The sequence below is a fragment of the Yersinia aleksiciae genome (assembly GCF_001047675.1).
Taxonomy (GTDB): domain Bacteria; phylum Pseudomonadota; class Gammaproteobacteria; order Enterobacterales; family Enterobacteriaceae; genus Yersinia; species Yersinia aleksiciae.
This window is the reverse complement of sequence record NZ_CP011975.1, coordinates 3,010,953-3,031,101: the sequence shown is the minus strand read 5'-3', so window position 1 is coordinate 3,031,101 and position 20,149 is coordinate 3,010,953. Positions and strand designations below refer to the sequence as shown.

Here is a 20,149-nt window from a genome sequence, read left to right as displayed (position 1 = left end):
TATGCAAAGCCAAATCACCGATGCCCCGCCAGCGACTCAGTCGGCCGCCACCTTTATCGAAGGGATTACCGATAGCTTGCCCATCGTTATCGGCTATCTGCCGGTGGCATTCGCCTTTGGCCTCAGCTCGGTAAAACTTGGTTTTACCCCTTGGGAGGGGATCTTCTTTTCTTGCATCATTTATGCTGGAGCCAGCCAATTTGTGATCACCGCGCTATTGAGCGCCGGAATGTCATTATGGGTTTCAGCACTGACCGTGATGGCAATGGATATTCGCCATATCTTGTATGGCCCCGCACTCAAACACCGCATTTTGACAAAACTTTCCGGTAAGAAGACGGCCTTGTGGGCCTTCGGTTTGACCGATGAAGTCTTTGCCGCTGCCACCACCAAACTGATGAAAGACCAGCGGCGCTGGAGCGAAAATTGGATGCTCGGCATCGCCTTTACCTCTTGGCTCTCTTGGGTGGCGGGAACCGCTATCGGGGCGATGTTTGGTAATGGCCCGCTGGAGAATTTCCCGGCGATTGAAGCCTCACTCTCCTTTATGTTACCGGCTCTGTTCCTCAGCTTCCTGCTGGCGTCATTTAAGCGCCAATACAGTTTGACCGTGATCGCGTCACTGAGCGGGGCATTACTGGGTGCGTTGCTGTTCTCCATTCCGGTCGCCATTTTGGCGGGTATTGGCGGCGGATGTCTGGCTGCCCTGCTTCAACCTGCCCCCGAAGTGGTCAGCGAACTGCCCGAGAATAACAAACAGGAGTCCACACCATGAATATGGACGTTCTGATTATTGGGTTAGTGGTGGGCACGGTAAATTACCTGTTTCGCTATTTACCACTGCGTCTGGGGCCAGCGCGTAAGCAAGCAGGCTTGCAACGAGGGAGAGTTTCACTGCTGCTCGACAGCATTGGTATCGCCTCGATTTGCGCCTTGTTAGTGGTCTCCAGTACGCCAGAAATCATGCATAATCCGCAAAAACTCATTCCTACACTCATTGGTTTTTTAGTGATCTGCGGATGCTTTTATAAAACCAACAGTATTATCTTCGCCACCTTACTTGGCGCACTCAGCTACGGACTGACATTCAAGCTGCTCATGATTTTGGCGTAACCATTTGCCTGAATTGTGAGCTGAAACACAATAACCTTACAGTTAATGATACTAATTACTAACAAACAGTGACTCAATAACACTAATTGCTAAATTTTTATCGAATTATACCGTTTACATTATTAGTCACTATCGTTACTGTACCATTTGAAATTAATGAGGCTCCTTATAATGGAAAGTTCGTTTAGTCCCATAGAACAGATGCTGAATTTTCGTGCGAAACGCCAGAAAGATTTCCCTTATCAAGAGATCCTACTGACACGCTTGTGTATGCATATGCACAGCAAATTACTCGAAAACCGCAACAAAATGCTAAAAGCGCAAGGGATTAACGAAACCCTGTTTATGGCGTTAATTACGCTGGATGCGCAGGAAAGCCACAGTATCCAACCGTCAGAATTAAGTGCAGCACTGGGATCTTCACGGACCAATGCCACTCGCATCGCTGATGAACTGGAGAAAAAAGGCTGGATTGAGCGTCGCGAAAGCCAAAATGACCGCCGTTGCTTACATTTGCATCTAACCGAGGCGGGTGTTGAATTTCTCAATCAACTGCTCCCCCCACAGCACAAATGTCTGCATTTTCTTTGGTCAACACTCGACGCTGACGAGCAGCAGCAGCTTGAAACGCTGACGCGCAAGTTACTGTCCCGTTTAGATCAAATGGAAATACCGGAACAGTAATTCCAACGTTTCTATCCAGGTACCCAGGTAAATAACTATGTCATCCCCACATAGCTGGAGACTCACGCCCTTGTTCGCCGTTCTTATACTGGCGGGCTGCGCCTCAAGCGATAATATTGCTCCTCAGTCTCAAATGATGGATACCCAACAACTGCAATTGGCACAGCCCAAAGTCAGCTCGTTGGCGTTAAGTCCTCAGTGGTGGCGGGTTCTGGATGATCCCCAACTTGATGCTTTGATGTCCCAAAGTCTGCAAACCTCGCCTTCGCTGAAACAAGCGGCGGCGCGGGTGCGGGAAGCGCAGAGCCTGATGGGTCAGGCCGATGCGGCCAATGGCCCTAACCTGGATCTCGCCGCGAGCAGTAAGCGGGAAAAAGTGTCGCAAAATACGCTGCAACCCTTCTTGCAGGCTTACCCCGACAAACCGCTGTATGAAACCTCGAATACACTTGGTCTGAATCTCAGCTACGAGTTTGATTGGTGGGGTAAATACCGCAATCGGGTGAATGCGGCAAATGCGCAGGTGAATGCCGCTCGGGCCGAGCAGCAGCAAGCCACGCTGACACTGACCAGCTCAGTAGCCTCCGTTTATTACCAGTTGCAGAGCAATTTTGCCCTGCAAAAAGTGTTGCAGCAGGAAGTCGATAATAATCAGCGACTGGCTGAGCTGCGTACTAAGCAATATCAGGCCGGTATTTATAGCATTGATATTCCACAACAAACACAAGCACAGGCCGATACGGCTAAACAGCAGATCATTCAGCTACAATCGCAAGGTGAGCAGCTTAAGCACCAACTGGCCGCGCTGACCGGGCAAGGCCCGAGTGGCACCCAAAATCTGCGCCCGGTTCCGTTGCCTGAGATCAGCCGTCTGGCCCCTAAAGGCGAGTTGACGACCGATTTGCTCGGTAAACGGCCCGACATTACCGCCCAACGCCAACTGGTTGAATCTTATGACCAGCGGGTGAAAGCCGCGCGCAAAGAGTTCTATCCCAGCTTATCCATTACCGGATTTGCCGGTTTCTCGACCACCAACTTCCAAGGCACCAACCCTAATCTGTTGGAAGCCGCCAGTCAGGCGTGGAACTTCGCACCGGCAATTTCACTGCCCATTTTCCATGCTGGCGCGTTGCGCAGTAAGTTAGGCGAAGAATCAGCACTTTATGATGAGGCGGTTGAGTCATATAACCAGACCATCCTCAATGCCGTGCAGGAAACTGCCGATGCCATCACCATTCAACAAAGCAGTCAGCTCCAACTGCAACAAGCCGCATCCGCCACCCAATCCATGCTGAAGGTTTATGACGTTGCTAACGCCCGTTATAAAGCAGGGGTTATCGGGCGCGATGAACTATTGATCAGCCAGTCACAATATTTACAGCAGCAGCAATCAGAACTGACCGCCAGCAACAATTTATTGCAGGCCAAGATTGGTTTGATCCGTTCATTAGGTGGCGGCTATCAAGCCCCCGTCGATGATGGCTCACAAAATAAAACAATATAAAATAATTTTTCCCTATAAATTTCAAGGTGCTGGAAGGCGGCTTGGGAGATACGGGTATAAGGCTTGGAGAATACCATGAGTACGAACGCGGAAAACCAAACCCCGCCACAACCGCAGAATAAAAAGTTGCAACGCAAGCGCGTGCTGCTCTCACTGACGGTGATATTTATCATTATTGGCGTGGCCTATCTGATTTATTGGTTCCTGGTACTGCGCCATCACCAAGAGACTGATAACGCTTATGTTTCAGGCAATCAGGTGCAGATCATGTCGCAAGTCTCTGGCAGCGTGGTCAGTGTCAACTTTGAGAATACCGACCTGGTCAAAAGCGGCGATGCACTGGTCGCCCTAGACCCAACGGATGCCGAACAGGCCTATGAGCAGGCAAAAACCGCACTGGCCAACAGTGTGCGCCAAACCCACCAGCTCATCATTAATAGCAAACAGTATCAGGCCAATATTGCCCTGAAAAAAACCGAGCTGAGCAAAGCACAAAATGACCTGAAACGCCGAGTGGTGCTGGGTTCAGTTGATGCTATTGGCCGCGAAGAGCTGCAACATGCTCGTGATGCAGTCGATGCAGCACAAGCCTCGCTGGATGTGGCGATTCAACAATACAACGCCAATCAAGCACTGGTACTGAATACCCCACTGGAGAAACAACCGGCGATCGAGCAGTCTGCGGCCAAGCTGCGTGATGCCTGGTTAGCGCTGGAGCGCACCAAAGTTGTCAGCCCAATCACCGGCTATGTTTCACGCCGCAGTGTACAGGTGGGTGCCAAGATTGCTAATGGTGCGCCATTGATGGCGGTGATCCCAGCGAATCAGATGTGGATTGACGCCAACTTTAAAGAGACCCAATTAGCCAATATGCGCATCGGCCAATCCGCGACTGTGGTGACCGATTTCTACGGTGATGATGTGGTTTATCAAGGGAAAGTGGTCGGTCTGGATATGGGGACTGGCAGCGCCTTCTCCCTGTTACCGGCGCAGAATGCCACGGGTAACTGGATCAAAGTGGTTCAGCGCCTGCCGGTCCGTATCTCACTGGATGAGAAGCAACTGGCTGAGCACCCACTGCGTATTGGCCTGTCTACCACGGTGAGAGTGGACACCGCCAATCCCGATGGTCAAGTGTTAGCGCAGATCGTGCGTAAAGATCCTGCCTTTGTCACCAATGCATTGTCACTGGATTTAGCGCCAGTGAATCAAATGATTAGCGACATTATTCATGCGAATGCAGGTTAATGTGCATGCAAATGCAGGTTAAGTGCGGAGGCCGCCGTGGCACAAAAACCGCTTGAGGGTGCCCAACTCGCCTGGATGACGGTCGCGCTATCATTAGCGACCTTTATGCAGGTGCTGGACTCCACCATTGCTAACGTGGCGATCCCGACAATTGCTGGCGATCTGGGTTCGTCCAACTCGCAAGGCACTTGGGTGATCACCTCGTTTGGGGTGGCGAATGCGATCTCAATTCCCATCACTGGCTGGTTAGCGAAGCGCATTGGTGAAGTGCGCTTGTTCCTCTGGGCGACGGGATTGTTTGCATTGGCCTCATGGCTATGCGGCATCTCAAACAGTCTGGGGATGCTGATCTTCTTCCGGGTGATTCAGGGCCTGGTTGCCGGGCCATTGATCCCATTATCACAAAGTTTGCTGCTCAATAACTATCCGCCAGCGAAGCGAAGTATGGCCTTGGCATTGTGGTCGATGACGATTGTCGTGGCCCCGATATTCGGGCCGATCCTCGGCGGTTATATCAGCGACAACTATCATTGGGGCTGGATCTTCTTTATCAACATCCCGATCGGGCTGGTGGTGATTCTGGTGGCGGGCAGCACCCTGAAAGGGCGAGAGACCAAAACCGAAATCAAACCCATCGATACTGTGGGGCTGGTGTTATTGGTGGTCGGTATCGGTGCCTTGCAAATCATGCTCGACCAAGGCAAGGAGCTGGATTGGTTTAACTCGACCGAGATTATCGTCCTGACGGTGATCGCCGTAATTGCCATTACCTTCCTGATCGTTTGGGAGCTAACCGACGACCATCCGGTGATCGATTTGTCACTATTCAAATCGAGAAACTTTACCATTGGGTGCCTGTGTATCAGTCTCGCCTATATGTTGTACTTCGGTGCCATTGTTTTGCTGCCGCAGCTGCTACAGGAGGTTTATGGCTACACTGCCACATGGGCCGGTTTAGCTTCCGCGCCAGTCGGGATCTTGCCGGTATTGCTGTCGCCAATTATTGGCCGTTTCTCCCATCGCATTGATATGCGGCAGTTAGTGACATTCAGCTTCATCATGTATGCGGTTTGTTTCTACTGGCGAGCATATACATTCGAACCGGGGATGGATTTTGGTGCCTCGGCATGGCCGCAGTTTGTGCAGGGTTTTGCTATTGCCTGCTTCTTTATGCCACTGACGGCTATTACGCTCTCCGGCTTACCGCCAGAGCGTATGGCGGCGGCGTCCAGTTTATCTAACTTCTTGCGAACTTTGGCGGGGTCGATTGGTACCTCAATCACCACCACCCTGTGGACGCAAAGAGAGTCGATGCACCATTCGCAGCTGACGGAGTTTGTTAACCCGTTCAACCCGAATGCGACCCAGACTTATCAGGAGTTGGAGAAGCTGGGGATGAATCAGCAACAAGCCTCGGCTTATCTGGCGCGAGAGATCACCAATCAGGGGCTGATTATCTCAGCAAACGAGATTTTCTGGCTCTCGGCGGGGGTATTCCTGCTACTGCTGGCACTGGTTTGGTTCGCAAGACCACCGTTCACATCCGGTGGGGGTGGCGGCGCGCACTAGCGGCGCAAACGTAAGCCAACAAAAAGGGGCGCTGAAGATTAATTTCAGCGCCCCTTTTTTATTAACAAAGTGCCAATGGCGCAGAGAACAAGCAGATCGTAAAGACGTCGTAGATCCGTCCATGGAGGCTTGATCCGCGCCAACCCTGCGGCATCAAGGGCGCAGGATATACCCAAAGCCATTGGCGTTGCAGGTAGGCAGCAAGCAAACACATCCCGATGAGCTGACACTGATCAGTGATTCGGGTGGGTGCGCGTAGCTAACAACCCTGCGGCGTCAAGGGCGCAGGGTATACCCAAAGCCATTGGCGTTGCAGGTAGGCAGCAAGCAAACACATCCCGATGAGCTGACACTGGTCAGTGATTCGGGTGAGTGCGCGTAGCTAACAACCCTGCGGCGTCAAGGGCGCAGGGTATTAGCTAGCGCTATTTTGACGCCACCACTCTGCGAGCAAAATCCCAGTCGCCACCGAAACGTTCAGACTCTCAACACGCCCTGTACCACCGATAGACACACTCATATCGCCCTGCTGCCATGCGCTGTCAGTCAGGCCATCACTCTCTTGACCTAATACCAGCACCATTTTAGCTGGCAGTTCAGCTTTCGACAGACTGACACCTTTATGGCTTGAGGTAGTGACGATGGTGTAACCCGCTTTACGGAAGGTATCCAGCACCGAGAGGAAATCATCAGCATTGATGGCTTTGATGTGCTCAGCGCCACCTTCTGCGGTACGCACTGCGGCACCCGATTCCAGCATCGCCGGATCTTGTAACAGCACGCCGTTGATACCGAAATGTGCGCAGGTACGCATAATACCACCCAGATTATGTGGGTTACCCACATCTTCCAGCGCCAGCACGCAATCTTTTGCCTGAGTCTGCTGTTGCAGATAGGTTTCCGCATCCAAGCCCTGACGTTTTTTAATCAGGAAGCAGACGCCGCCATGGTGTTCAGTGCCAGACGCCTTCGCCAGCTCATCCTCCTCAACCACATGGTAAGCCTTGCGGTTAGCCGCCATCCATTTCAGCGCTTCGCGGAAACGTGGGGTGACTGATTGCACAAACCAGGCGCGGACGATGGCATCAGGACGGCTTTCGAACAGCGCTTTACAGGCGTTCTCGCCATAAACACGTGTCTCTTCAGCCCGCTGACGGCGCAACTGCGCAGGGTCAACATGGCTTTTACCGCTGATACCACCGTGATCAAACTCTGGCTCTTCCGATGGTGCACGGGAAACAGTTTTCCACGGTGAATCGTAAGGACCGCTACTTTCAGAACGTGCCGGACGGCTAGGACGATCACGGTCATTACGGCCTGAATCATTACGACGTGAGTCATTATTACGCGGTGAGCTGCCCCGACCAGCATTATCACCCGGACGGCCTTTACCTGCCGGACGCGGATTTTTATTACGGTTATTGCTGTTACGGTCGTCGCTGCTTTCGTCACTGCGGACGTACATCACTTTAACTTTGCCGTTTTTGCCACTAAATGAATCGTTCATTGTCTTCTCCACCAACGCGCAGGGCGCGAAGATTACCTGATGTCCGCCCGGTTAGCCATAAGCAAGCGCTAAAAGCTACCAACTATCGTATTCATCGAATAAACCTTTTTGGCACCGCCTTCATTTATACCCATAATAGATAACAACAACGAAACAATTCAGCGCCCCTTGGCTGTTTGGTTTCTTTTACCTACTCAGAGACAAAATAAAGGCTAATGTATGAATACGGTATGCACAGCTTGTATGGCGACCAATCGCCTGCCGGAAGAACGTATTGATGACGGCGCTAAATGTGGGCGCTGCGGCCACTCTTTATTTGATGGCGAAGTGATTAACGCCACCGCCGAAACACTGGATAAACTGCTGCAAGATGATCTGCCCATGGTTATCGACTTCTGGGCACCCTGGTGTGGCCCTTGCCGCAGCTTCGCGCCGATCTTTGAAGCTGTCGCCGCAGAGCGCGCCGGAAAAATCCGCTTCGTGAAAGTCAATACTGAAGCAGAACCTGCGCTCAGCACCCGTTTCCGTATTCGCAGCATTCCGACTATTATGCTGTATCGGAACGGAAAAATGGTCGACATGCTCAACGGTGCAGTACCGAAAGCTCCATTCGATAATTGGATAGATGAACAATTAGCAGCAGAGCCGATCGCCCGCTAAGCTAGTTTAACCCATTTATCACCGCTCGGGGCGGCTCAGTTCGATGCCCGGATAAAAACCACGTCCTGACCGTTTTCTGTCCGGGCGTGGTTTTATTGTATAACTCATGGGGAGGCTTGATTAGAATAGCGCTATTTCTTAGGAGTCCGTCGTGACTGAATCATCAACCACCGACCAAGAACTGCTGGCAGATATCGTTTCGCCAGTGGTCATTACGACGGAAAATGCCGTACTGTGTTTACGCCAACGGCGCTTAGCCGCCTCCACTCGCGCTTATCGCGCCCGTGGTTGCCGCGCCATTCGTTGCCAGGGCTGCCTGCTGACTGAGCGATTTTGTTTGTGCGATACTATCAAACCGCAAGCGGCGACTAGCCGTTTCTGCCTGATTATGTTTGATACCGAGCCGCTAAAACCCAGCAATACTGGCCGCCTGATTGCCGATATTCTGCCAGATACCCAAGCGTTCCTTTGGGCGCGTACTGAAGTTGACCCTGAGTTACTCGCCGCCATCCGTGATCCCGCACGTCAACCATATGTGGTCTTTCCAGAAAAATACGCCGAACCGCCACGGCAAGTGCTCAATCAATTGCCCATCAGCGATAAGCCACCGCTATTTATTCTGCTGGATGGCACTTGGACCGAAGCCAAGAAGATGTTTCGCAAAAGCCCCTACCTCGCCGGTTTGCCGATGTTGTCGCTGAATGTCACGACGGCTTCCGATTATCTTTTGCGCGAAGCTCCGCGACCAGAACAGCACTGTACCGTCGAGGTTGCCGCAGCACTGCTCCAGCAAGCGGGTGATACGCAAGCGGCAGAGGGATTAACCGCCCATTTTCACTACTTCCGTCAGCAATATTTAGCCGGAAAACCTCACCATCCAGTGGGTCGAGTCACAGCAAGTCTCGAAAAAATCGCATAAAATCATTCAAGCTGCCTTTGACTTATCCCCAATAGATTTCAGGGTGCAGGAAGGCGGCAAGTCAGTGCATCCCAATGGGCTGACCTGAGTCAGTGATTTGGGTAAGCGAACGCAGCTAATACACCTGCAACTTGAAAGATGACGGGGATAAATAATGAGTCAACGCGGATTAGAAGCTCTACTACGCCCGAAATCTATTGCGGTCATTGGCGCTTCGGAAAAACCTGAGCGTGCCGGTTTCCTGATGATGCGTAATTTGCTGGATGGCGGCTTCAATGGCCCTATTCTACCAGTCACCCCGACTCATAAAGCCGTTTGTGGTGTGCTGGCTTACACGGATATCGCCAATCTGCCGATCACCCCTGATCTGGCTATCCTCTGTACTCATGACTCCCGCAACCTGTCGTTACTCGAAGACTTGGGTCTTCGTGGCTGTAAAGCGGTGATTATTCTCTCTGCCGCGACGGAACAATTTGCAGTACTAAAAGCCTGTGCCCATCGCCACCATATGCGGCTGCTTGGCCCCAACAGCCTCGGCTTACTCGCCCCCTGGCAAGGGCTGAATGCCAGCTTCTCGCCGGTGCCGATCAAAAAAGGGCGACTGGCGTTTATCTCCCAGTCGGCGGCGGTGGCAAACACCATTCTGGACTGGGCACAGCAGCGGGAAGTGGGCTTCTCATACTTTATTGCGCTGGGCGATAGCTTGGATATTGATGTCGATGACTTGCTCGATTTCCTCGCCAGAGACGGTAAAACCAGCGCCATCATGCTGTATATCGAACATATTAGTGATGCACGCCGCTTTTTATCCGCCTCACGCAGTGCTTCACGAAATAAGCCGATTCTGGTGGTCAAAAGTGGCCGTAGCCAACGTGCGCAGCAGCTACTGAATGGTCAGCAAGGGTTGGATGCCGCTTATGACGCTGCGATTCAGCGCGCGGGCCTGCTACGGGTGCAAGATACGCACGAGCTGTTCTCTGCGGTCGAAACCCTGAGCCACATGCACCCGTTGCGAGGTGAGCGCTTACTGATTGTCAGTAATGGTGCCGCACCCGCGGCTATGGCACTGGATGAGCTGATCAGCCGTAATGGCAAGCTAGCCACACTGTCTGATATCACACAATCCGCCCTGAGTGCGGCACTGCCGTCTTTTGTTTCCTTACGCAACCCAATAGACCTGCGAGATGACGCCAGCGCTGAGCGCTATTTGGCGGCGGTTAAGCCCTTATTGGACAGCACCGATTATGATGCACTGCTGCTGATTCACTCCCCAAGCGCTGCGGCACCGGGCAGCAAAACCGCCGAATTATTGATTGCCGCCATTCGTCAGCATCCACGGGGTAAACGCATCACTCTGCTGACTAACTGGTGCGGTGAATATTCATCGCAAGATGCTCGCCGTCTGTTCACCGAAGCAGGGATGCCCACCTACCGCACCCCAGAAGGGGCCATTACCGCCTTTATGCATATGGTGGAATATCGCCGTAACCAGAAGCAGCTGAAAGAGACCCCCGCACTGCCGGTGGGTCTGACTGCCAATACCACGCATGTGCATCAGTTGATCCGTCAAGCACTGGCCGAAGGGACAACCCAACTCGACACTCATGAAGTGCAGCCGATACTGGAGGCTTATGGCCTGAGTATGCTGCCGACCTGGATTGCCAGTGATAGTGTCGAAGCGGTGCATATCGCCGAGCGTTTGGGGTATCCGGTCGCCATTAAACTGCGCTCGCCTGATATTCCGCACAAATCCGAAGTTCAGGGGGTCATGCTCTACCTGCGCACTGCGATTGAAGTACAGCGGGCCGCTGACGATATTCTTGATCGGGTCAAGCGCACTTATCCGCAAGCCCGCATTCAGGGTTTGCTGGTGCAAAGTATGGCGAATCGCGCCGGAGCGCAAGAACTGCGAATTGCGGTAGAACAGGATGCTATTTTTGGCCCGCTGATTATGTTGGGCGAAGGCGGTATCGAGTGGCATCACGAAATGCAGGCCGCAGTAGCGCTGCCGCCGCTCAATATGGCACTGGCCCGCTATCTGATCATCCAAGCGGTCAAAGGCGGGAAAATCCGCAGCCGTGGGTCACTGCAACCCTTGGATATCCCTGGATTAAGCCGCTTACTGGTGCAAGTCTCCAACTTAATTCTCGATTGTCCCGAAATCACCCGTTTAGATATTCACCCGGTACTGGCTTCTGGCAGTGAGTTTACTCTGCTGGATGTTTCAATGCAGTTAGCGCCAGTCAGCGGCGATCCACAATCGCGATTAGCCATTCGTCCCTACCCGCACGAGTTAGAAGAGACTGTGGCACTAAAAGATGGCTCTCAGTGCCTATTCCGCCCAATCTTACCGGAAGATGAACCACTGCTAAAACTGTTTATTGATCAAGTCACTAAAGAAGATCTCTACTATCGCTACTTCAGCGAAATCAATGAATTCAGCCACGATGATTTGGCGAATATGACGCAAATTGACTATGATCGGGAAATGGCTTTTGTTGCTGTGCGCCAGAATGCGACGGGGCCGGAGATTATCGGCGTGACACGCGCGCTGTCAGATCCAGACAATATTGATGCCGAATTTGCCGTATTGGTGCGCTCAGACCTCAAAGGGCTGGGGCTGGGGCGGCAGTTGCTAGAAAAGATGATTCAATATACCCGCAGTCATGGATTAACACGGCTAACGGCGATCACCATGCCCAACAACCGTGGCATGATCGGTTTGGCTAAAAAGCTCGGTTTTAGTGTTGATGTACAGATGGAAGATGGGATCGTTAATCTGGAACTGACACTGTGATTTCAGTTACATGAATCGCCGTGATATACACCACAACCCCAAACGATTCGGTCATTAACCGGCAAAACTTGCGCACAATCCGGATAAGTAGTGGTATTATCGCCCGACTCTATGGATTAGTGTTTTTTTGGATATGGCGGTTTTGCCATTAAATAACAAGAGAAGAAGCGCACTGTGATGTTGTCAAAATTCAAACGTAGTAAACATCAACAACACCTTGCACAACTGCCCAAACTCCCCCAGCCAGTTGATGATGTACAAACGCTTTATTGCCCTAAGGTTTTCCGCTCCACTCTCTTGGAATTAATAGATCAGGCGACCAAACGAATTTATCTGGTGGCGCTTTACCTTGAGCAAGATGATGCGGGCCGTGACGTGATGAGCGCCCTCTATCAAGCCAAGCAACAGCGCCCTGAGCTGGAAATCTGTGTGCTGGTAGACTGGCACCGCGCCCAACGTGGTCGTATCGGGGCCGCAGCAGTCAATACTAATGCTGATTGGTATTGTGAAATGGCAGCACAGCATCCCAATGTATCCGTGCCAGTTTATGGCGTCCCGGTCAACACCCGTGAAGCCCTTGGTGTACTGCATCTGAAAGGTTTTATCATTGATGACACCGTGATTTACAGTGGTGCCAGCATCAATGATGTCTATCTCCATCAAAACGATAAATATCGTTATGACCGCTACCAGATCATCACCAATTCATCATTGGCCGATATCATGGTTGATTACGTGAAGCAGCGTGTACTGAGTGCCGGTGCAGTTCAACGCCTTGATCGTACCGATCGGCCAACTAATCCTGAAATCAAAAATGAAACTCGGCAGTTCCGCTCATCACTGCGCGATGTCGGTTATCAATTTCCAGCTCAGGCAGGTAACGATGAATTGGCTGTCACTCCGCTGGTTGGGTTAGGCAAAAAAAGTCAGTTGAACAAGACGATTCATCATTTAATGGCTTCCGCTGATGAACGCCTGACGATTTGCACGCCATACTTCAACCTGCCCGCTCTGTTGGTTCGCAACATCATCTATTTGCTGCGGGAAGGCAAACAGGTCGAGATTATTGTCGGCGACAAAACGGCAAATGATTTTTATATCCCAGAAGATCAGCCATTTAAGATTATCGGTGCATTACCCTACTTATACGAAATCAACTTGCGCCGTTTCCTCAGTCGCTTACAACGCTTTGTTGATAACGGGCAGCTCATTGTTCGTTTATGGAAAGATGGCGACAATACCTACCATCTGAAAGGGATGTGGGTCGATAACAACTGGCAATTGATTACCGGTAATAATCTGAATCCGCGCGCATGGCGTTTAGATCTGGAAAATGCCATTTTGATCCACGATCCTAAGCATGAGATGCATGAGCAGCGAGCTAAAGAGTTAGATTGCATCCGCACTCATACCAAAGTGGTCTCACACTACCTTGAGTTAGAGAATATTCAGCAGTATCCCGTCAAGGTACGTAAATTGATCCGCCGTTTACGCAGAATTCGTATCGACCGTCTGATTAGCCGCATACTGTAAACTAGAAACATAAAACTCGGCTTATATACCGAGTTGCTGAGATGATCACCCCACCCTGTGAGCGATAAGCTGGCAGGGTATTTTTTTGGTGTGTGGCACTCTACGGTATCAATCTTGGCGAATCTCTTTCACCTTTGCTTTAAGAAAATACGGCGATTCATTACTTCATAAGAAGTTCTCTCGCACATCTCCCTGTCACCTGCTATCTCTGCATGCGCTTTATAATGCCCAGCGCTAGACCTAAATGTACAAAGCTGGGCGTTCCGACGGTTTACACCGTTACGACCCGTTCAGCACATTTCCCCGCTAATCAACCTTGTCAACGGCCTGAAACATTATAGCTGTCAGAGATTATTGACAAAGTGTTAGTGGCGGAGAGAACAGGTGGATCGTAAAGGCGCCGTCAATCCGTCCCTGGTGGCTCGAGCTACGCCATCCCTAGCGCGGACGCTTTACTGTTCCGCCTGTCCTCACCGTTCTAGATCGAGTCAACAGGGTTTGTCAGAAAGCTCATTTATAGCTTCGTGACTGGCGGGGCGACTGCACCGATGGGCGCTCTGACGGCTTACACCGTTACGACCCATCCGGTACATTTCCCCGCTAATCAACTTTGTCAACGGTTTGAAACATTGCAGATGTTATGGCCTGATTTAGCGGCGCTTTTCTCATGCCTGAGATGTTTAGTGGACTTAGCAGCGAATGCCGTTTCGATGGTACTTTAATCAGTAAACAAGAGAAATTAGCTGAGGTCAGTTTCGGTTTTAATGTTCTTAGCCAACTCAGCAGCATGTGCTTTGAGTTCCTTTTCATCCATTATCAACCGGTCTCCGGTGACATATCAAAAACAGCAATTACACAACTTTAATTACAGGCACTATTTTAGGAATGCAAAAAAGCCCTGAATCAATGATTCAGGGCTTTTGCAATAAGTGGCGGAACGGACGGGGCTCGAACCCGCGACCCCCTGCGTGACAGGCAGGTATTCTAACCAACTGAACTACCGCTCCACCGATTCTTTTACGTGTATCTTCCCGATACTTACCCTTGACAGGGCCAACGCTCCGCGTTGTGCAAAACCGCCTCTCGCGATTTTGTCAGTTACCAGATGTCACTCTGATAACTCGTGTTTGATGCCTGGCAGTGTCCTACTCTCGCATGGGGAGACCCCACACTACCATCGGCGCTACGGCGTTTCACTTCTGAGTTCGGCATGGGATCAGGTGGGACCACCGCGCTATGGCCGCCAGGCAAATTCTGTTTTAACCAACCCGTTCAGTATCAAATACTAAACCAATTAGCTCAATCTCGGAACTTCGCTGAAAATCAAGAGTATATGTATCATACCGATACTCACCCCTTCGGGTTCGCCACTCATGGCGCTCAAAATCGTTTCACTCGATTTTGTCTCAAATAGCCAAAACACCTTTGGTGTTGTAAGGTTAAGCCTCACGGATCATTAGTACTGGTTAGCTCAATGCATCGCTGCACTTACACACCCAGCCTATCAACGTCATAGTCTTTAACGTTCCTTCAGGGGGCTTAAAGCCCCAGGGAAGACTCATCTCGAGGCAAGTTTCCCGCTTAGATGCTTTCAGCGGTTATCTCTTCCGAATTTAGCTACCGGGCAATGCCATTGGCATGACAACCCGAACACCAGTGATTCGTCCACTCCGGTCCTCTCGTACTAGGAGCAGCCCCTCTCAATCTTCCAACGCCCACGGCAGATAGGGACCGAACTGTCTCACGACGTTCTAAACCCAGCTCGCGTACCACTTTAAATGGCGAACAGCCATACCCTTGGGACCTACTTCAGCCCCAGGATGTGATGAGCCGACATCGAGGTGCCAAACACCGCCGTCGATATGAACTCTTGGGCGGTATCAGCCTGTTATCCCCGGAGTACCTTTTATCCGTTGAGCGATGGCCCTTCCATTCAGAACCACCGGATCACTAAGACCTACTTTCGTACCTGCTCGAGCCGTCACTCTCGCAGTCAAGCTAGCTTATGCCTTTGCACTAACCTCACGATGTCCGACCGTGATTAGCTAACCTTCGTGCTCCTCCGTTACTCTTTGGGAGGAGACCGCCCCAGTCAAACTACCCACCAGACACTGTCCTCACCCCGGATTACGGGGCCGAGTTAGAACATCAAACATTAAAGGGTGGTATTTCAAGGTTGGCTCCATGCAGACTGGCGTCCACACTTCAATGCCTCCCACCTATCCTACACATCAAGGCTCAATGTTCAGTGTCAAGCTATAGTAAAGGTTCACGGGGTCTTTCCGTCTTGCCGCGGGTACACTGCATCTTCACAGCGAGTTCAATTTCACTGAGTCTCGGGTGGAGACAGCCTGGCCATCATTACGCCATTCGTGCAGGTCGGAACTTACCCGACAAGGAATTTCGCTACCTTAGGACCGTTATAGTTACGGCCGCCGTTTACTGGGGCTTCGATCAAGAGCTTCGCCGTAAGGCTGACCCCATCAATTAACCTTCCAGCACCGGGCAGGCGTCACACCGTATACGTCCACTTTCGTGTTTGCACAGTGCTGTGTTTTTATTAAACAGTTGCAGCCAGCTGGTATCTGCGACTGGCTTCGGCGCCGAGAGCAAGTCTCTTTACCTAATGCCAGCGTGCCTTCTCCCGAAGTTACGGCACCATTTTGCCTAGTTCCTTCACCCGAGTTCTCTCAAGCGCCTGAGTATTCTCTACCTGACCACCTGTGTCGGTTTGGGGTACGATTTAATGTTACCTGATGCTTAGAGGCTTTTCCTGGAAGCTTGGCATCAACTACTTCTGCACCGTAGTGCATCGTCATCACACCTCAGCGTTGATAAGCAACCGGATTTACCAAGTCACTCCGCCTACATGCTTAAACCGGGACAACCGTCGCCCGGCTAGCCTAGCCTTCTCCGTCCCCCCTTCGCAGTAACACCAAGTACAGGAATATTAACCTGTTTCCCATCGACTACGCTTTTCAGCCTCGCCTTAGGGGTCGACTCACCCTGCCCCGATTAACGTTGGACAGGAACCCTTGGTCTTCCGGCGTGCGGGTTTTTCACCCGCATTATCGTTACTTATGTCAGCATTCGCACTTCTGATACCTCCAGCAACCCTCACAGGTCACCTTCAACGGCTTACAGAACGCTCCCCTACCCAACAACGCCTAAGCGTCGCTGCCGCAGCTTCGGTGCATGGTTTAGCCCCGTTACATCTTCCGCGCAGGCCGACTCGACCAGTGAGCTATTACGCTTTCTTTAAATGATGGCTGCTTCTAAGCCAACATCCTGGCTGTCTATGCCTTCCCACATCGTTTCCCACTTAACCATGACTTTGGGACCTTAGCTGGCGGTCTGGGTTGTTTCCCTCTTCACGACGGACGTTAGCACCCGCCGTGTGTCTCCCGTGATAACATTCTTCGGTATTCGGAGTTTGCATCGGTTTGGTAAGTCGGGATGACCCCCTAGCCGAAACAGTGCTCTACCCCCGAAGATGAGTTCACGAGGCGCTACCTAAATAGCTTTCGGGGAGAACCAGCTATCTCCCGGTTTGATTGGCCTTTCACCCCCAGCCACAAGTCATCCGCTAATTTTTCAACATTAGTCGGTTCGGTCCTCCAGTTAGTGTTACCCAACCTTCAACCTGCCCATGGCTAGATCACCGGGTTTCGGGTCTATACCTTGCAACTAGACGCCCAGTTAAGACTCGGTTTCCCTACGGCTCCCCTATTCGGTTAACCTTGCTACAAAATATAAGTCGCTGACCCATTATACAAAAGGTACGCAGTCACACCACGAAGGTGCTCCCACTGCTTGTACGTACACGGTTTCAGGTTCTATTTCACTCCCCTCGCCGGGGTTCTTTTCGCCTTTCCCTCACGGTACTGGTTCACTATCGGTCAGTCAGGAGTATTTAGCCTTGGAGGATGGTCCCCCCATATTCAGACAGGATGTCACGTGTCCCGCCCTACTCATCGAGTTCACAGAATATGCATTTTTGTGTACGGGACTATCACCCTGTACCGTGCGACTTTCCAGACGCTTCCACTAACACATAAACTGATTCAGACTCTGGGCTCTTCCCCGTTCGCTCGCCGCTACTGGGGGAATCTCGGTTGATTTCTTTTCCTCGGGGTACTTAGATGTTTCAGTTCCCCCGGTTCGCCTTGCATGGCTATGTATTCACCATGCAATAGTGCAACGAATTGCACTGGGTTTCCCCATTCGGGTATCGTCGGTTATAACGCTTCATATCAGCTTACCGACGCTTTTCGCAGATTAGCACGCCCTTCATCGCCTCTGACTGCCTAGGCATCCACCGTGTACGCTTAGTCGCTTAACCTCACAACCCGAAGGTGTCTTTACAGACATCTTGCGCTGTGATTATTTGAGAGACTCTAATACAGGTTACTCCTCATCTCAGTACATCTACGGAGAGATAAGTTTCAGCTGTATTGTTTCAATTTTCAGCTTGTTCCAGATTGTTAAAGAGCAATATCTTAAACACGACTCGTTAAAGTCATCTTTAAGATATTCAGTGATAATGTCTTTCACACATTATCGGATTGGCGTCCCCAAGGGGATTCGAACCCCTGTTACAGCCGTGAAAGGGCAGTGTCCTAGGCCTCTAGACGATGGGGACACGAAGTACCGATTAAACCGAAATCTAACCGTTCGCGTCAGCATGAGTCGAAACTCACGACATCAACAGGTGCTCTTGCTCATTACATTCATCAGACAATCTGTGTGGACACTACGCAATGCGTATCGTTAGGTAAGGAGGTGATCCAACCGCAGGTTCCCCTACGGTTACCTTGTTACGACTTCACCCCAGTCATGAATCACAAAGTGGTAAGCGCCCTCCCGAAGGTTAAGCTACCTACTTCTTTTGCAACCCACTCCCATGGTGTGACGGGCGGTGTGTACAAGGCCCGGGAACGTATTCACCGTAGCATTCTGATCTACGATTACTAGCGATTCCGACTTCATGGAGTCGAGTTGCAGACTCCAATCCGGACTACGACAGACTTTATGTGGTCCGCTTGCTCTCGCGAGTTCGCTTCACTTTGTATCTGCCATTGTAGCACGTGTGTAGCCCTACTCGTAAGGGCCATGATGACTTGACGTCATCCCCACCTTCCTCCGGTTTGTCACCGGCAGTCTCCCTTGAGTTCCCACCATTACGTGCTGGCAACAAAGGATAAGGGTTGCGCTCGTTGCGGGACTTAACCCAACATTTCACAACACGAGCTGACGACAGCCATGCAGCACCTGTCTCACGGTTCCCGAAGGCACTTAAGCATCTCTGCTAAATTCCGTGGATGTCAAGAGTAGGTAAGGTTCTTCGCGTTGCATCGAATTAAACCACATGCTCCACCGCTTGTGCGGGCCCCCGTCAATTCATTTGAGTTTTAACCTTGCGGCCGTACTCCCCAGGCGGTCGACTTAACGCGTTAGCTCCGGAAGCCACGCCTCAAGGGCACAACCTCCAAGTCGACATCGTTTACAGCGTGGACTACCAGGGTATCTAATCCTGTTTGCTCCCCACGCTTTCGCACCTGAGCGTCAGTCTTTGTCCAGGGGGCCGCCTTCGCCACCGGTATTCCTCCAGATCTCTACGCATTTCACCGCTACACCTGGAATTCTACCCCCCTCTACAAGACTCTAGCTTGCCAGTTTCAAATGCAGTTCCCACGTTAAGCGCGGGGATTTCACATCTGACTTAACAAACCGCCTGCGTGCGCTTTACGCCCAGTAATTCCGATTAACGCTTGCACCCTCCGTATTACCGCGGCTGCTGGCACGGAGTTAGCCGGTGCTTCTTCTGCGAGTAACGTCAATCAATCGTGCTATTAACACGACTGCCTTCCTCCTCGCTGAAAGTGCTTTACAACCCGAAGGCCTTCTTCACACACGCGGCATGGCTGCATCAGGCTTGCGCCCATTGTGCAATATTCCCCACTGCTGCCTCCCGTAGGAGTCTGGACCGTGTCTCAGTTCCAGTGTGGCTGGTCATCCTCTCAGACCAGCTAGGGATCGTCGCCTAGGTGAGCCATTACCTCACCTACTAGCTAATCCCATCTGGGTTCATCCGATGGCGTGAGGCCCGAAGGTCCCCCACTTTGCTCTTGCGAGGTCATGCGGTATTAGCTACCGTTTCCAGTAGTTATCCCCCTCCATCAGGCAGATCCCCAGACATTACTCACCCGTCCGCCGCTCGCCGGCAGAGTAGTAAACTACTCCCCGCTGCCGCTCGACTTGCATGTGTTAGGCCTGCCGCCAGCGTTCAATCTGAGCCATGATCAAACTCTTCAATTTAAGATTTGTTTGATTTGCTATGAGTTAACATAGCGATGCTCAAAGATTACTTTCTGCAAATATGCATTCGAACCGAAGTTCAAATGTGTACTGCTTTGGTCACTCTTCAAGACTTTGATATTATTTCTGCCTGTCGAAACAGGCTTCGATATCGTCTTGCGAGTGCCCACACAGATTGTCTGATAAATTGTTAAAGAGCGTTCGTTACCCGTTTGCCTTTCGGCGAATCTTACGGTAACGCGGGAGGCAGATAATACGCTTTCCCGCTGAAGTGTCAAGATTTTCTTTTCAACTTTC

The 20,149-nt window shown here is 51.4% G+C and carries 11 protein-coding genes, 2 tRNA genes and 3 rRNA genes; 10 read left to right on the top strand and 6 right to left on the bottom strand.

What is annotated here, in order from left to right:
- Position 1: 1 nt before the first annotated feature.
- The 6 genes from ACZ76_RS13570 to emrB all read left to right on the top strand — a co-directional run bounded on the left by ACZ76_RS13570 (position 2) and on the right by emrB (position 6,118).
- Positions 2-775 (top strand): AzlC family ABC transporter permease, encoded by a 774-nt coding sequence (locus tag ACZ76_RS13570; protein WP_048619386.1) that lies wholly within the window; start codon positions 2-4, stop codon positions 773-775.
- Entirely contained in the window at positions 772-1,113 is a 342-nt protein-coding gene (gene ygaH, locus ACZ76_RS13565) for an L-valine transporter subunit YgaH (RefSeq protein ID WP_048619385.1), read from the top strand. The genes ACZ76_RS13570 and ygaH overlap by 4 nt, the downstream gene beginning before the upstream one ends.
- Positions 1,114-1,284: 171 nt before the next feature.
- Entirely contained in the window at positions 1,285-1,797 is a 513-nt protein-coding gene (gene mprA / locus ACZ76_RS13560; protein WP_032813001.1) for a transcriptional repressor MprA, read from the top strand.
- A 37-nt stretch (positions 1,798-1,834) separates the two neighbouring features.
- Complete coding sequence (locus tag ACZ76_RS13555; protein WP_048619384.1) at positions 1,835-3,301, top strand: efflux transporter outer membrane subunit; 1,467 nt, start codon at positions 1,835-1,837, stop codon at positions 3,299-3,301.
- Positions 3,302-3,376: 75 nt separating this feature from the next.
- Complete coding sequence (gene emrA / locus ACZ76_RS13550) at positions 3,377-4,549, top strand: multidrug efflux MFS transporter periplasmic adaptor subunit EmrA (RefSeq protein ID WP_048619383.1); 1,173 nt, start codon at positions 3,377-3,379, stop codon at positions 4,547-4,549.
- 36 nt (positions 4,550-4,585) lie between these two features.
- Positions 4,586-6,118 carry a multidrug efflux MFS transporter permease subunit EmrB gene (emrB, locus tag ACZ76_RS13545; RefSeq protein ID WP_048619382.1) on the top strand — a complete coding sequence of 511 codons (1,533 nt, stop codon included), beginning with the start codon at positions 4,586-4,588 and terminating at the stop codon, positions 6,116-6,118.
- Between the two features lie 415 nt (positions 6,119-6,533).
- Here the strand turns inward: emrB and ACZ76_RS13540 are convergent, their stop codons facing one another.
- On the bottom strand, positions 6,534-7,625 hold the full coding sequence (locus ACZ76_RS13540) for a tRNA/rRNA methyltransferase (protein WP_048619381.1): 1,092 nt from the start codon (positions 7,623-7,625) through the stop codon (positions 6,534-6,536).
- A 219-nt stretch (positions 7,626-7,844) separates the two neighbouring features.
- Here ACZ76_RS13540 and trxC point away from each other — a divergent pair, with 219 nt between their 5' ends.
- From trxC to pssA, 4 genes are all read left to right on the top strand, one after another.
- A complete protein-coding gene (gene trxC, locus ACZ76_RS13535; RefSeq protein ID WP_048619380.1) occupies positions 7,845-8,285 on the top strand; it encodes a thioredoxin TrxC in 441 nt (146 codons plus the stop codon).
- Between the two features lie 151 nt (positions 8,286-8,436).
- Complete coding sequence (locus ACZ76_RS13530; protein WP_048619379.1) at positions 8,437-9,204, top strand: tRNA-uridine aminocarboxypropyltransferase; 768 nt, start codon at positions 8,437-8,439, stop codon at positions 9,202-9,204.
- Positions 9,205-9,358: 154 nt separating this feature from the next.
- Complete coding sequence (locus ACZ76_RS13525; protein WP_048619378.1) at positions 9,359-12,001, top strand: bifunctional acetate--CoA ligase family protein/GNAT family N-acetyltransferase; 2,643 nt, start codon at positions 9,359-9,361, stop codon at positions 11,999-12,001.
- A 180-nt stretch (positions 12,002-12,181) separates the two neighbouring features.
- Entirely contained in the window at positions 12,182-13,534 is a 1,353-nt protein-coding gene (gene pssA, locus ACZ76_RS13520; RefSeq protein ID WP_390621166.1) for a CDP-diacylglycerol--serine O-phosphatidyltransferase, read from the top strand.
- 930 nt (positions 13,535-14,464) lie between these two features.
- Here pssA and ACZ76_RS13510 read toward each other — a convergent pair.
- The 5 genes from ACZ76_RS13510 to ACZ76_RS13490 all read right to left on the bottom strand — a co-directional run bounded on the left by ACZ76_RS13510 (position 14,465) and on the right by ACZ76_RS13490 (position 19,852).
- Positions 14,465-14,541: transfer RNA gene (locus tag ACZ76_RS13510), tRNA-Asp, on the bottom strand.
- A gap of 125 nt (positions 14,542-14,666) precedes the next feature.
- A 5S ribosomal RNA gene (rrf, locus tag ACZ76_RS13505) occupies positions 14,667-14,782 on the bottom strand.
- 187 nt (positions 14,783-14,969) lie between these two features.
- A 23S ribosomal RNA gene (locus ACZ76_RS13500) occupies positions 14,970-17,876 on the bottom strand.
- 224 nt (positions 17,877-18,100) lie between these two features.
- A tRNA-Glu gene (locus ACZ76_RS13495) sits at positions 18,101-18,176 on the bottom strand.
- A gap of 133 nt (positions 18,177-18,309) precedes the next feature.
- Positions 18,310-19,852: ribosomal RNA gene (locus ACZ76_RS13490) — 16S ribosomal RNA — on the bottom strand.
- Together the 16S, 23S and 5S rRNA genes with 2 tRNA genes alongside form the textbook arrangement of a ribosomal RNA operon.
- Between the last annotated feature and the right edge of the window lie 297 nt (positions 19,853-20,149).